The following is a 12461-nucleotide window of genomic DNA, read 5'->3' on the forward strand; positions in this document are numbered from 1 at the left end:
GTCGAAATTCTAATCCATGTACGGCAGGGACATCACGGTTTGGCGGTGGGTCGATCTGGGAAAAACAATGACGCCGGGCAAGTCGGACCGCTTCCCCTACCTCAGCGCGCTGCGTGGTATAGCCGCCTTGTGGGTCGTGATGGCTCACGTCGCGCTGATGCCCAATCCGCGCTTTGTGCTTTCATGGTGGCCGGAAACATTAGTCCGAAGCGGCGTCATGGGCGTCAATCTGTTCTTCCTTGTGAGCGCCTTTTCCCTCTGTCTCACAATGCCGAAGCACGACAACGAACAGAGGCCATATCTCGGCTTCATGCTGCGGAGGTTTTTTCGGATAGCTCCGCTGTTCTATGCCGTCGTAATCTTTTCGTATTGGTGGAACCCGGCCGGCCTTCCCTACAATCTCAAAACGATCCTGGCGAACCTGACGTTTATTTTCAACTTCATCCCAGGCCGTGGCTACCAGACCTCCATCATCTTTGCGGGTTGGACGATTGGTGTTGAGATGGCGTTCTACCTGGTGTTCCCCTTCATTTACGCGAAGACCAAAAGTGTAACCTTGGCGATCCGAGCGCTTGTCATTGCGCTCGTCGTGGCCACGGTCTTTCGCTCGGTCATCGGGGATCTAGTGGCAGACCCGGGCATCTACATTCGTCAATCGATATTTGACCTGGCGCCGATGTTCATGTTCGGAATCATCGCGTTTCATGTGGTTCAGATTGCCGGCGAATGGACCCATAGACGGGCGATCGGCGCCGTCCTGCTGGCGTCCGTGCCGCTTCAGTTCTATGTGATTGTCACGGGTAGGGTGCCATTTGGCCCGGCTATCTATTGGCAAGGGCCGATGTTTTTTTGCCTGCTGGTTGGGCTCTACCTGTTCCCCATCAAGCCGCTGGTCAACGCGGCAACGAGATGGCTAGGCGATATCAGCTATTCGGTCTACCTAGTGCATGGTCCGATTATTGCTGCTCTTTTTCCGTTGTTCGGACGGCTTCGGCACTCAGGGCTCAGCGAACTTCAGGCCTATGCGCTTGCGCTCTCAATATCGTTACTGTGTATCGTCCCGGTCGCAACGCTGACTTTCCACGCATGGGAGAACTGGACCAATGAATGGGGCAAACGCTTTGCCTCGCGACGCGCCGGCAAAAAGCGTGTCGAGATTGATGGGGTCAAGCTCGAGAGGCCGGCAGTGCCTGTCGCCGCCTAACCCTAGGGTGAGTTCTTGCCGGCCGCCTGCTTTGTGTCGAGAAACGGGAAGATGGCTACGCCGTTCTTGGCCGCTATAAGTTGCACACCGGCTTTCGTCCAATGCATGCTATCCCAAAAAACCGGCGCGGATTTGTCGGTAAATATTTCGCACTGGTTATGCGGGCATACGGCAACCAACGGATCGATATAACTTACGTGCGATAGCGTCTTGAGGAAAGTGTCGATCTTTCTAGCCACGGGGCTGATTTCTCGGAATGCGTACTCGTCGATGCCTGCAAAGGTGCCGTGCTTATTAAGCAACTGAAGGCTGCTGCCTGTGAAATTTTTGCTGCCGACAACGTAGATTGGAGCGCTTGTTTGGGATCGCATTTCGTCAACCGAAGTCTGGACGTATGGAAATGCGAAATCTTGCCAATACAGCGCGATCATCACCAGATCGGCATGCTCTAGCGATGCCGGTGTAGACCGGATGAGTGAGTACGCTTCGTTGCAGGGTTTCATAACTGCTGCAGCAAACGGGTTTATTGATTTCCAATACCTGTCAGACAGGTCGACAGGGAGGGTCGGTACGCCACACCGCCAATCGAGTTGGCGATAGATAATTTCGAATTGTTTTGCCGCGCCAGTCTCAACGAGCAGGTTAATGATATCCGCTCCCTGAGAGTCTCCAATGATCAGAAGATGCCTTTTGGTGGTTTTGAAATCGTGCGGTGTCAGCAACGGAGTGGAGTTCGAAAAGGTGTATGTGTGTTCTTTTCTCAGGTCCAAAACATAAGCATTACGGAATGCAGCAGGCATCCGCCAGACCCACCCATCTGTCGCCCAGCTCTCTGTGGCGGCTGCCATGAAGCCGGCAGTGAGGCAGGCGAAAATCAACGTCTTCCCCAACTTCAACGGGCGCGGCTTGCGATAGCGCACTTCGATGAAATGGTAACTGGCTGCGCCAAGGGCCAACGTTGCAACAAGCGAGGCGAGGATCTGCCACACTTCCAAGGCGCCAAATCTATACACCATGAAGACAACCAGCGGCCAGTGAACCAGATAGACCGAATAGCTGATCTTGCCGAGGTAGATAGCCGGTCTGAACTGAGCCTGTCTTGCCAGCCGGCCTTGACCGCCGAGCAGCATCAATGCCGCGCCCAGGACGGGCGCGAGAGCGGCAACGCCAGGATAAGCCGTCCGTCCTGAATAGCCGAAGATGGCAAACAGGATCGCGGCCAGCCCCACGACATAGAGCAGGTCCGCATACACTTTCGACAGCCGTCTCTCGGTAAGAAACACCAGCCCGCCTGCAGCGAACTCCCAGACGCGGAATGGGACGAGGAAAAAGGCTGCCGTCGGATCGTACCCCATCATCCACAGGCAACCCGCAAGTGATGCAGCGAAGGCTGCAGCGATCAAAGAGAAGGCCACCCAATAGCTTTTTCGAACGGCCATGGCGATGAGGAAGGGCCAGAACGCGTAGAACTGCAATTCAACGGCGAGCGTCCAAATGTGAAGCAGCGGCTTCAGAATTGCGCCGGAATCGAAGTAGCCTGACTGCATCCAGAAATCGACGTTGGCCAGTCCAAGCAGAGAGAATATCGCTGACCTCGACAGGTCCTGGAATTGCTCCGGTATGAACAGAAAAGCGGCGACGACGAAGGTGACGATGATGGTTGCAAACAGGGCTGGCAACAGCCGGCGAGCGCGCCGAGCGTAAAAATTCTTGAGTGAGAACCGACCTTGCGCGCTCTCAGTCCAGATGATGCGTGATATCAGATATCCGCTGATTACGAAGAAGACATCAACGCCAACAAATCCGCCGCTAACCGTCGTCCAGCCGAGATGAAACAGCACGACCGCAGCAACCGCAATCGCCCGCAAGACGTCGATATCTGAACGATGATCCGACCTGCTGCCAATATCCGTGGTCGACTTGGCTTCTACCATTTGATTCATAGAAATCGTCTCTACGCGAAGGCCATATTCCAGGCAATCCATTGCGCCTTCCGGGTGCTGATAATCCCCAATCCCCAACGCAATGACCTTGTCATCGCATCGGGCGGTGGTGCGATGCTGTAATTGCCCGGCAGCCGCCGATAGAGGATGGCTTTGGAGACTTCGGGGCTATGCACTATCGGAACGTCCAGGTCCTGCGCGCCGTCGCGTCATTGATGGTCCTGGTCAGTCGTGTGCTTCACCCCTTCATGCCGACGCGGGGGCACTGGACAACGCCTTACATCTACAATTTCGGGCCTGGCGGCGTTCGACATCTTCTTCGTTATTTCGGGCTTCATCATCTACACCGTTGGAGAAAGGGCCGGCAGCCAGTCCATGGACAGGGGCCGGTTTGCCGCGTCGAGCGGTGGCTTCTGGACAGGGTCTGCAATGCCTTGATCGGAATGCGCGTCAGGGTTTCGACAATCCAGCCGGCCGAGTGACTGGACCACTCGCCGAGCGTTTCGGGTTCAGAGTGGTATTTCCCCAACCCGAGTTGTTCCATCCAAGTGTGATGTTCGCCAACGTCCGCCGCTATGTGAGCGCCGGCGCCCCCAAGGCTTCCTCCGGTGCTGGCTGGCCGGATCGAACACCGCCATTGGCAACCGGTTGCTGAGGCGCCGGTGGCTTGGGCGCCAGGCGCGATATGCGTCTGCGCAGCGGCGTCTCGACGTAGCGGAATGAACAGTAGCTGGCGATCGTCACAACGATCAATGTCAGCCCGAACCAGATGGGTTTGGGCAAAAGCGAAATTGGCGTCCACATCTTGAGCGCGACATGGATGGGCAGGTGGAGCAGATAGAGGGAATAGGAGATGTCGCCATACCACTTCAGCACGCCCCGCCCCAACAGGCGCTGGGCAAGCGGGGAGGCTGTCGAAACCAGGACGAGAGAAGGCAGATAGACAAGGTACAGCGTGCCGCCGAAAAGGGATCTTGGCAATTCCAGGACATCGATCATGCCAGGCCAGGACAAGACGTAGAGGACCAGCAGCGCAACCAATGGGACATCGTACGACTTGTCCGGCTCAAGCTCGATACGCCCGGCAACGACGCCGGCGAGAAACAGAGGGGCGGCCTGCATGAGAACGGGCGTGCCGATAGCGGCTCCCAGGAGAATGGCCGCCGCCGCGAGCAGCAGGAAGTTGGCAGCATTGCCCAGACGCTGGCAAATCCACCAGATCAGCGGAAAAACCAGATAGAACTGGATCTCTCTCGGGATCGTCCAGAACACGGATTGGCCGGCCCAGAAAACGTAATGGTGCCACCATCCATCCCATTTCAACCCGTAAAAAGGCTGGCCACGACCTGTCAGCAAAAGCCAGGCATAGGCTGCCGTCACGCAGATCAAGAACAGTGGAAGGACGCGCGCCGCGCGCTTGACCCAGAAGTCGATCACCGCCGAGCCTGAAATTGGGGCAGTCGAATACTTCCTGCCCATCAGAAACCCGGACAGCACGAAAAACAGTTCAACGCCGATGAGCCCGCACCAGGCAAAGGTGAGGGGATGCCAGGGTGTGTCGGTCGCGAAATGCTGAAGGAAGACTGACAGCGCGGCGATGCCGCGCAGCCCATCGAGCGCGAATATTCGCGCATTGTTGTTCAGCAAGTTATTTCCCTCGTCCTGCGCCAACTATAGCCAAATTCCAAAACTCAGCAACCTGCCCGGAGAGGGCGGAAAGGAACTGCCATGGACCGCAACTTTGCGCGGGCGCTTGCGCTCGTCTTGAAATCGGAAGGCGGGTGGTCGGACAATCCAGTCGACCCCGGCGGCGCCACCATGAAGGGCGTGACGCTCGCCAACTTCCGCCGTTATGTGAAGGCGAATGCCACCAAGGCCGACCTGCGCAAGATCAGCGACCAGCAGGTCGCTACCGTCTTCCGCCGCTACTACTGGGATGCGGTGCTCGGCGCCGAATTGCCCGGCGGGGTCGACTGCGCCGTGTTCGATTTCGCCGTGAACAGCGGCCCGGGCAGGGCGGCGAAGACCCTGCAGGCGGCCCTGGGCGTCGCCCAGGATGGCCGGATCGGGCCGGCCACCCTTGCCGCGGCCAGGGCAAGGCCGGCCGGCGTCACCATCGACGGGCTTTGCGATGCGCGGCTGGCGTTTCTCAAACGGCTGCCGACATGGGCAACATTCGGCCGCGGCTGGTCCGATCGCGTCGCGTCGGTGCGGGCTCAGGCCTTGCTGATGTCGGCGGCACCTGTGACCGCGCCGGCGCCTGTGCCGGCCGCGCCGTCGCCCGGCGTCGAAAAGCCCATTGGCGGGGCGCGGGCGGCCCAGCCCGTGCCGCCGGCCGTCAAGACTGCTGCCGCGACCGGCATCCTCGTCCTCATTGCCGGAGCGCTCGCGGCCTTCCGGCAGCACGTCACCGATCTTTTCGGGAGCCTCTTTTGATGAAATTCCTCAACACCAACGCGCTGCACAATCTGCTCAATACGCTGATCGCGATCATCTGCGGTGGCGCCCTGGTCGGCTTCGACTGGACGATGTTCGGCGTCGCCGATCGCACCGCGCTTCAGATCAGCGGCGCCATTGCCCTTGCCAAGATCATCATCAACGCGGTGCGTGACGGTCCGCTCGGCATGGTCGCGCCGCCGCCGCCGGTCGAGGAGAAATGAGATGGGAGCGCTCCTTGGCCAGTTGTGGCCGTATCTGCTTGCAATGGGTGCCGCGCTCGCCGGTCTCTGGACGGCCTACGCCAAAGGCAAGGCCAGCCAGAAGGGCAGGCAGGATGCCGCCGACGCCGCGGCGCGCCGCCAAGCCCAGAAGATCGACGACGCCGTTGCCGGCCGGACGCCGGACGACAACAGGGGGAGGCTGGCGAAATGGTCAAGATCATAGTGCTCTCGCTCCTGCTGGCCGGCTGCGCAAGTGCTGGCGGGTCGTTCTGCGCGGTCGAGCATCCCATCCGGCCGGCAAAGGCAGAAGTGGCGACCCTTTCCGGCGCGACGGTGGCGGCGATCCTGGCGCACAATGAAAAGGGCCAGGCGCTTTGTGGATGGAGGTCGTGATGCACGATCTGTTCGACCTGCTCGGCATCAAGGGACCGGTCGTCGCCGCCGGCCTTGCCGGTGGCGTCCTGCGGGCGCTGTCGCGGCATCGCTACAAGCTGCGCGAAATGGTGGCTTCGCCGATCTGCGGCGCGCTTGCCGCGGCCTATTTGACGCTGCCGGTGGTGTCCTATGTCAGGATCGCCGGCCTGCCGATGCCCGACCCCGCCGACGACACCACCACGCTTGCCGCGGCTTTCCTGATCGGCGTCTGCGCCATGTGGATCTCGGACATCCTGTTCGAGTTTGTCGTTCGCAGGTTCAAGCCGGGGGTGCAGGAGTGAACCGCAAACGGCAACCAACCCCTCCGCCGCTCGTTGACCCTATGCTTGGTTGATCCCTAGCACTCCAGAGCCTGCCCGCTGCCGCAAGGTGGCGGGCCTTTTTGCGTTCCGGCCCGATCAGGCAAGGATGTTGACGGCGCGTGCCGCGACCAGCGCGATGGTCAGCAGCGAGATCATGGCCTCGGCCATCATCAACAGCTTGGCGCGTTGGCTGAGTGGCAGCGTGTCGGTCGGAGAGAAGGCTGTCGCATTGGTGAAGGCGAGGAAGAAATAGTCGACGAAGCCGGGCAGCCAATCGCGGAGATCACGGTCGTTCAGCGTCATCTGCGCAAACAGGAAATCAGCCTGCGCGAGCTTGACGAGGCCGCAGGTCGGCGGCCCGCCCCGGTCGGTGCTCCAGAACCACAGGGCAAAGACGATGACGTTGGTCACCCAGATGTTGAGCGCGTCGATCAACAGCGTCGTGCCGCTGTTGCCGGCGTGCCCCTCCAGCAAGGCTCGCACCAGCAGGACCAGCGAGCCGCAATTCATGACGCTGATGATGGCGGTCATGGTCAGGGCCGTTCTGCGGATCATGACGCGAAACTGGCCGATCGCATGCCATTCGTGATCCTCGACCGCTTTTCTTGTGGCGACCTGTGTCCAGGCCGTGGCCACCGACAAGGGCAGCAGCAGGGCGGCTTCCAGCGCCGGCGCCAGCCAGCGCGGCCCGAAGAAGAGGTTGTTGATGACCAGAAGCTGCAGGCAGATGATGACGAGGACGGCCGCACGCGCCATCCAGAAGTCGAGCGCACGGTAGTGGATGACGGCATGGTGGTGGCGCATCGGGACCCGGATTTTTTCAGACAGGGTCAGACGTGCAACGCTGTCCTGCCTGGGGAGAGGAGCGCCGATGCTCCTGCCCGATCTTGGTGCTGCAATGGCACACAGCTATACTTTTTCGTAAGCTTCGATTTTTGGGGCTGTTCGTCAAACCGGACTATGTGATTTAAGCGCCGCATGGTGGGGATAGATGGATCCATGGATCACTTGGTGCCGGCGGGATTGCCCGCCGCCGGCGTCGATTCCCCATCGGTTTTGTCCAGTCTGATCCGTCATCCATGGCACCTGCTGGCGCTTTTGTGCCTGATGCAGATCCTGTGCTGGACGGTGGCACCGGCGCTTATCAACGTCTCACCGCCCAACGATGTCGTCGAAGGCTTTATGTGGGGACGCGAATGGGTGCTGTTGACCTACAAGCATCCGCAACTTCCGGCATGGCTGCTCGAGACCAGCCATCTCCTGACAGGATCGTTCCGCTGGCCGCAATATCTCGTGGCGCAGTTGACGATCTCGGCGACGTTCGTCCTGGTCTATCTGCTGGCCCGCGACATGCTCGGGCAGAGGCGTGCGCTGGCCGCCGTGCTGTTGATGCCGTCGCTCTATTTCTTCGGCTGGCCGACCCCGCAGTTCAATCATGACTACGCGCAGATGCCCTTCTGGGCCGCTATCTGCTGGCTGTTGTGGCGTGCGGGCCGCGGCGGTGGGCCGATCTGGTGGCTGGCGCTCGGACTGGTGTCGGGCGTCGGGCTCTACGCCAAGTTCTCGACCGGCCTGCTGTTGCTGTTTGGCGCGATCTGGCTGTTGTCCGACGCGCGGGCACGCAGCCGGCTCGCCACGCCTTGGCCATGGCTTGGGCTTGCGGTTTTCGTCGCTGTCGCGGCGCCGCTGGCCATCGAGCTCTACCGCGTCGATTTCCTGCCGCTGACCTACGCCGCCTGGCGCGATCAGTGGGTGATGGCGCATCGCTCCCGCTTTTATTATATCGGCGTCCAGGCGGCCGGACTCTGCGGCTTTTTTCTGGTGCTGGCGATATCCGGGCTGCTTCGGCGCTCGCCCCCGCCGCAAGAGCCGGTCGGGCGCGGTACGCTCGTCTATCTCTTGTGGATGGGACTTGGCCCGGCGATCCTCATCATGGTGGCGTCCCTGTTCACCGGCACAGGCGAGGCCTGGGGCGCGCCGATGTACAATCTTGCAGGCGTCGTGGCGCTCGCCTTCCTGGGCCACCGTCTCGGCGCCGTCGAGATGCGAAAGCTGGTAATCTGCGCGCTCATCTGCATCATCGGCATATCTGGTGCCTATGCGGGCATCCGCTGGACGAAATGCAATCTGCGTGGGCGCATGGACGCCGTCTGCTGGCCGGCGCAGAAGATCTCGGATGAGGCAGAAGCCGTCTGGCACGCGGCGACGCCCGGTCGGCTCGACATCGTCGGCGGCCATAACATTGTTGCGCCGCTGGCGGGCCTCAATGCTTATGACAAGCCGTCGATCTTCACCGAGCTGAACATGCAGTACGCCCCCTGGATCACCAAGCAGCGGCTGCGCGATCACGGCATACTCCTGGTCTGGCCCGGGCGCGACGTGCCACCCTATCTGCAGGCGTGGCTTGGCAAACTGCCGGTCAAAACCGTTCTCTTCGACTGGTCGCTCAAGGCGCCGCCGATGGCGATCAGCTTTGCCGCCGTTCCGCCCGGCGCGCCGCAGCTGCCGAGTGTGATCGACAGCCTCGCCCAACCCGGCAACTGAAGCAGGTCGGGCGGTCCGCTGGACGAAGCAAGAGACAATGCCCATTTATGGGGAGATCCAACTTGCTTTTTGCGCAATTCCAGACGGAAAACCACTACGCATTTTTCCTGGAATTGCTTTTTGAGGAGACGTGATATGGCGACTTCGACCGAACGCGCAGTGCTTGCCGGCGGCTGTTTCTGGGGCGTGCAGGATTTGATACGGCGCTATCCCGGCGTCATCTCCACCCGTGTCGGCTACAGCGGTGGCGATGTGCCCAATGCCACCTACCGCAACCATGGCACCCATGCCGAGGCCATCGAGATCAATTTCGATCCGGCCGTCATCAGCTATCGCACGCTGCTGGAGCGCTTTTTCCAGATCCACGATCCGACGACCCGTAACCGGCAGGGCAACGATGTCGGAATGAGCTATCGCTCGGCGATCTATTACACGAGCGATGAACAGAAGCTCATCGCCGAAGACACCATCGCCGATGTCGACGCCTCTGGCTTGTGGCCGGGCAAGGTCGTCACCGAGGTCGCACCGGTCGGTCCCTTCTGGGAAGCCGAGCCTGAACATCAGGACTATCTGGAGAAATACCCCAACGGTTACACCTGCCACTTCGTCAGGCCGGGCTGGAAGCTGCCGGTTCGCGAGAAGGCGGTTTCGTAGGGTTTACAGGATCGGGGCCAAGGCCCCGATCCACACCTTGCCGCCGTCGCGAATCAAGCCTGCTGTGTCGGATAGAGGGTCAGGATATTGACGTTGACCCTTGGTGGCTGCGAGACCGCGAAGAGCATGGCGGCGGCGATGTCCTCGCTCTCCAGTTGCTCCATGTCGCCCAACCTTTGCTCGACAGCCAGCCGAACATCGTCGCGCATATTGGCGGTGAACTCGGTCCTGACCGCGCCCGGCTCGATCACCGTGACGCGGATGCCGTCCTTGCCGATTTCGCGGCGCAGTGATTCGGCGATAGCGCTGGCCGCATGCTTGGTGCCGGAATAGACCACCGACGGGTGGATGTAGCGGCCGGTGCCCGACGAAACGATGACGATGTGGCCTGATCCCTGCCGTTTCATTGACGGCAGCGCCGCGTTGATCGTGTAGAGCAGACCCAGAATGTTGAGGTCGACCATCTCCCGGTATTCGCGGGTGGTGGTGTTCTGGAAGGGGGCGGCGACGCCGACACCGGCAACATTGAACAGCAGGTCCAGCCGGCCATGGCTTTCCAGCACGCGCCGGACCATGGCTGTGGCCTGCGCCTCGTCGGTGATGTCGGTCTCGATGGCCAAGGCCTCGCCGCCGTTGTCGCGGATGCGTGCCGCCAGGTCGTCGAGACGCTGCCGACGTCGCGCCGCGATGGCGACGACAGCACCTTGCTCCGCCAGCGCCAGCGCGGTTGCCGCGCCAATGCCCGAGGAGGCGCCGGTCACCAAAGCGATTTTTCCGTTGAGTTTCTGCATGTTCGTTGCTCCTGCTCAGAGGGAAATTCAGGTGTGCTCGATGCCGATGATTGCAGCCGTTCGAGGCATGTCCTCAAGCTAGGCAGCAGAAGCCATACCGAAAATGCGATAGGATGCCATCATACTCATTGGAGAATCTGGCATAATGCGAGGTAGCGACTATGCCGAGCTGAAAGCCTTTGCCGCTGTCGTGGCGCATGGCAGCTTCGCCCGTGCCGCTGAGGATCTGCGGATTTCAGCGTCGACGCTCAGCCAGACGATCCGTCAGCTCGAAACGCGGCTTGGCCTGCGCCTGCTCAACCGCACGACCCGCAGCCTCTCCTTGACCGAAGCCGGCGCGCGCCTGCATGCGCGCTTCGCGCCGGCTATGGCCGAGATGGAGGCGGCGGTCGGCGATGCGACGGCCTTGCGCGACACACCGGCCGGCGTCTTGCGCGTCCATATGCCCAGCGTTGCCGCCGCCACCTATCTGGAGCCGTTGCTTGGCCGTTTTCATGAGGTATGGCCGGACATCGTGCTCGATGTGACGATCGACGATGCCGCCGTCGATATTGTCGAGGCCGGCTATGATGTCAGCGCCAGGCTCGGCGAATTTCTCGAAGCTGACATGGTCGCGGTGGCGCTTGGCGGCACGCAGCGCCAACTCGCCGTGGCCTCGCCGGACTATATCGCCCGTTACGGATCGCCGTCGGCACCGGCCGATCTGCTCCAGCACCGCTGTATCAATTGGCGCCGGCCGGGCAGTGCCGGGCCCTACGCATGGGAATTCGCCAGAGGCGGCGAATGGTTCTCGGTCGTGGTCAATGGTCCGCTTGTCGTCTCCAGCCGCGACATGGCGATTGCCGCCGCCGTGCAGGGCGTCGGCATCGCCTTTTGGGCTGAAGACCTCGTGCGCCCGTTGATCGATGCCGGCAAGCTGGTGTCGCTGCTGGATGATTGGTGCGCGGCCTTTCCCGGTTGGTTCCTCTGCTATCAGAAGCAGCGTCATACAGCACCAACCGTACGGGCCTTCGTCGATTTCCTGCGCCATGCGCATACTGGGCGCCAGACAACGCCTGTTGGTTGAAAGTTTGTCGCTCGACGGTCCGGTTTCGCAGGCCTGGCGCAATGCTTTTGGAGGAGCACACCAAAAAAACGGCTTTCGCTTCAACTCGAATGGTGCTTTAACCCGCGCATCCACAGGGGTGCTCCGTACGGTCGGGGCTGAGAAGGGGGCGGCAAGCCCACAGACCCTAGAAGCTGATCTGGGTAATACCAGCGGAGCGAGGCGGGCGATGTTTTCAGGCGCACAGATTTCCCTATATCCCATGGCCGACGATTTCGTCGGCGTCATCCTTGGCGCGCTGGATGGGCTCGACCCCTACCGCGATCGGCTCAGGATCGAGACCGACGACATCTCGACCTTGCTGGTCGGGCCGCCCGAAGTGCTGTTTCCGGCGATGCGAGACCTGTTCGTGGCGGCGGCACGCAGCGGCAAACATTGCGTGTTGTCAGCCACCATCTCGCGCGGCTGCCCTGGCGAGCCAGATGATCCGATCTGCCGTTCCGATGCGCTTGGTGGGCCTGTCGGCCCCCTCGGCCCGCGCAAGGATGCGGCAATCGCCGCGGTGCGTGGCGCGGCTTTGACCGGCCAGCCGGCGGCAGCGCAGTTCTCGCTCTATGTGATGGGCACCGACGACCACATGGAAGAGATCTATGGCTGCATCGATTTTCTCAAGCAGTCCGGCGTCTATGAGCGCTCGAAGCATTTCTGCACGAAATTGCGCGGGGATGCCGGCGCGATCTTTTCGGCGCTGGACGAAGCCTTCTGCCGCTTCGGGCCAGGCGCCGGCCACGTAACCCTCGACGTCACGGTCTCGGCGAACAGCCCGTCGGCCAGCTGAGCGGCCGCATTCGCGACCCCGTCAAAGGTTATGCCCGTGGTCTCA

The 12461-nt window shown here is 61.2% G+C and carries 14 protein-coding genes and 1 riboswitch; of the genes, 10 read left to right on the forward strand and 4 right to left on the reverse strand.

The window, feature by feature from the left end:
• The first annotated feature begins 16 nt into the window (after positions 1-16).
• Positions 17-1204, forward strand: coding sequence for an acyltransferase family protein (locus AC1DZP_RS09455; RefSeq protein ID WP_477301806.1), 1188 nt, complete (start codon positions 17-19; stop codon positions 1202-1204).
• Positions 1205-1206: 2 nt separating this feature from the next.
• Here the strand turns inward: AC1DZP_RS09455 and AC1DZP_RS09460 are convergent, their stop codons facing one another.
• The gene (locus tag AC1DZP_RS09460; protein ID WP_477301808.1) at positions 1207-3189 is read right to left on the reverse strand and encodes an acyltransferase family protein; all 1983 of its coding nucleotides are present in this window, start codon (positions 3187-3189) and stop codon (positions 1207-1209) included.
• A gap of 531 nt (positions 3190-3720) precedes the next feature.
• Positions 3721-4794, reverse strand: coding sequence for an acyltransferase family protein (locus tag AC1DZP_RS09465; RefSeq protein WP_477301810.1), 1074 nt, complete (start codon positions 4792-4794; stop codon positions 3721-3723).
• An 81-nt stretch (positions 4795-4875) separates the two neighbouring features.
• Here AC1DZP_RS09465 and AC1DZP_RS09470 point away from each other — a divergent pair, with 81 nt between their 5' ends.
• Genes AC1DZP_RS09470 through AC1DZP_RS09490 form a run of 5 tightly spaced genes read left to right on the forward strand, consistent with a single transcriptional unit; the run spans position 4876 to position 6523 of the window.
• On the forward strand, positions 4876-5583 hold the full coding sequence (locus tag AC1DZP_RS09470) for a glycoside hydrolase family 108 protein (RefSeq protein ID WP_477301812.1): 708 nt from the start codon (positions 4876-4878) through the stop codon (positions 5581-5583).
• Positions 5583-5807 carry a hypothetical protein gene (locus AC1DZP_RS09475; protein WP_477301814.1) on the forward strand — a complete coding sequence of 75 codons (225 nt, stop codon included), beginning with the start codon at positions 5583-5585 and terminating at the stop codon, positions 5805-5807. The genes AC1DZP_RS09470 and AC1DZP_RS09475 overlap by 1 nt, the downstream gene beginning before the upstream one ends.
• Before the next feature lies 1 nt (position 5808).
• On the forward strand, positions 5809-6030 hold the full coding sequence (locus tag AC1DZP_RS09480) for a hypothetical protein (RefSeq protein ID WP_477301816.1): 222 nt from the start codon (positions 5809-5811) through the stop codon (positions 6028-6030).
• Positions 6015-6200 carry a hypothetical protein gene (locus AC1DZP_RS09485; protein WP_477301818.1) on the forward strand — a complete coding sequence of 62 codons (186 nt, stop codon included), beginning with the start codon at positions 6015-6017 and terminating at the stop codon, positions 6198-6200. Before AC1DZP_RS09480 ends, AC1DZP_RS09485 begins: the two co-directional genes overlap by 16 nt.
• Positions 6200-6523 carry a hypothetical protein gene (locus tag AC1DZP_RS09490; protein ID WP_095091790.1) on the forward strand — a complete coding sequence of 108 codons (324 nt, stop codon included), beginning with the start codon at positions 6200-6202 and terminating at the stop codon, positions 6521-6523. The genes AC1DZP_RS09485 and AC1DZP_RS09490 overlap by 1 nt, the downstream gene beginning before the upstream one ends.
• Positions 6524-6640: 117 nt before the next feature.
• On the opposite strand, the gene AC1DZP_RS09495 is transcribed toward AC1DZP_RS09490, so the two are convergent.
• Entirely contained in the window at positions 6641-7348 is a 708-nt protein-coding gene (locus AC1DZP_RS09495; RefSeq protein ID WP_477301820.1) for a hypothetical protein, read from the reverse strand.
• A gap of 195 nt (positions 7349-7543) precedes the next feature.
• On the opposite strand from AC1DZP_RS09495, the gene AC1DZP_RS09500 reads away from it, so the two are divergent.
• Positions 7544-9088 (forward strand): glycosyltransferase family 39 protein, encoded by a 1545-nt coding sequence (locus tag AC1DZP_RS09500; RefSeq protein ID WP_457151274.1) that lies wholly within the window; start codon positions 7544-7546, stop codon positions 9086-9088.
• Between the two features lie 135 nt (positions 9089-9223).
• Positions 9224-9742, forward strand: a complete 519-nt coding sequence (msrA, locus tag AC1DZP_RS09505; RefSeq protein WP_457151273.1) for a peptide-methionine (S)-S-oxide reductase MsrA — start codon at positions 9224-9226, stop codon at positions 9740-9742.
• A gap of 53 nt (positions 9743-9795) precedes the next feature.
• Here msrA and AC1DZP_RS09510 read toward each other — a convergent pair whose 3' ends face one another.
• Positions 9796-10533, reverse strand: coding sequence for an SDR family oxidoreductase (locus AC1DZP_RS09510; RefSeq protein WP_457151272.1), 738 nt, complete (start codon positions 10531-10533; stop codon positions 9796-9798).
• Positions 10534-10678: 145 nt separating this feature from the next.
• Between AC1DZP_RS09510 and AC1DZP_RS09515 the strand changes: the two genes are divergently transcribed.
• The gene (locus tag AC1DZP_RS09515; RefSeq protein WP_457151271.1) at positions 10679-11599 is read left to right on the forward strand and encodes a LysR family transcriptional regulator; all 921 of its coding nucleotides are present in this window, start codon (positions 10679-10681) and stop codon (positions 11597-11599) included.
• Positions 11600-11703: 104 nt separating this feature from the next.
• Positions 11704-11817: riboswitch (TPP riboswitch) on the forward strand.
• Entirely contained in the window at positions 11808-12416 is a 609-nt protein-coding gene (locus tag AC1DZP_RS09520) for a YkoF family thiamine/hydroxymethylpyrimidine-binding protein (RefSeq protein ID WP_095091410.1), read from the forward strand. It overlaps the preceding riboswitch by 10 nt.
• The last annotated feature ends 45 nt before the right edge of the window (positions 12417-12461 follow it).

The organism is Mesorhizobium sp. P2_F8 (assembly GCF_056403655.1).

What these genes read in the sequence shown, in the direction of transcription:
- AC1DZP_RS09455 (WP_477301806.1), top strand. Translation starts at nt 17, where the DNA reads ATGTACGGCAGGGACATCACGGTTTGGCGGTGGGTCGATCTGGGAAAA.
- AC1DZP_RS09460 (WP_477301808.1), bottom strand. Translation starts at nt 3,189, where the DNA reads ATGGATTGCCTGGAATATGGCCTTCGCGTAGAGACGATTTCTATGAAT.
- AC1DZP_RS09470 (WP_477301812.1), top strand. Translation starts at nt 4,876, where the DNA reads ATGGACCGCAACTTTGCGCGGGCGCTTGCGCTCGTCTTGAAATCGGAA.
- AC1DZP_RS09475 (WP_477301814.1), top strand. Translation starts at nt 5,583, where the DNA reads ATGAAATTCCTCAACACCAACGCGCTGCACAATCTGCTCAATACGCTG.
- AC1DZP_RS09480 (WP_477301816.1), top strand. Translation starts at nt 5,809, where the DNA reads ATGGGAGCGCTCCTTGGCCAGTTGTGGCCGTATCTGCTTGCAATGGGT.
- AC1DZP_RS09485 (WP_477301818.1), top strand. Translation starts at nt 6,015, where the DNA reads ATGGTCAAGATCATAGTGCTCTCGCTCCTGCTGGCCGGCTGCGCAAGT.
- AC1DZP_RS09490 (WP_095091790.1), top strand. Translation starts at nt 6,200, where the DNA reads ATGCACGATCTGTTCGACCTGCTCGGCATCAAGGGACCGGTCGTCGCC.
- AC1DZP_RS09495 (WP_477301820.1), bottom strand. Translation starts at nt 7,348, where the DNA reads ATGCGCCACCACCATGCCGTCATCCACTACCGTGCGCTCGACTTCTGG.
- AC1DZP_RS09500 (WP_457151274.1), top strand. Translation starts at nt 7,544, where the DNA reads ATGGATCACTTGGTGCCGGCGGGATTGCCCGCCGCCGGCGTCGATTCC.
- msrA (WP_457151273.1), top strand. Translation starts at nt 9,224, where the DNA reads ATGGCGACTTCGACCGAACGCGCAGTGCTTGCCGGCGGCTGTTTCTGG.
- AC1DZP_RS09510 (WP_457151272.1), bottom strand. Translation starts at nt 10,533, where the DNA reads ATGCAGAAACTCAACGGAAAAATCGCTTTGGTGACCGGCGCCTCCTCG.
- AC1DZP_RS09515 (WP_457151271.1), top strand. Translation starts at nt 10,679, where the DNA reads ATGCGAGGTAGCGACTATGCCGAGCTGAAAGCCTTTGCCGCTGTCGTG.
- AC1DZP_RS09520 (WP_095091410.1), top strand. Translation starts at nt 11,808, where the DNA reads ATGTTTTCAGGCGCACAGATTTCCCTATATCCCATGGCCGACGATTTC.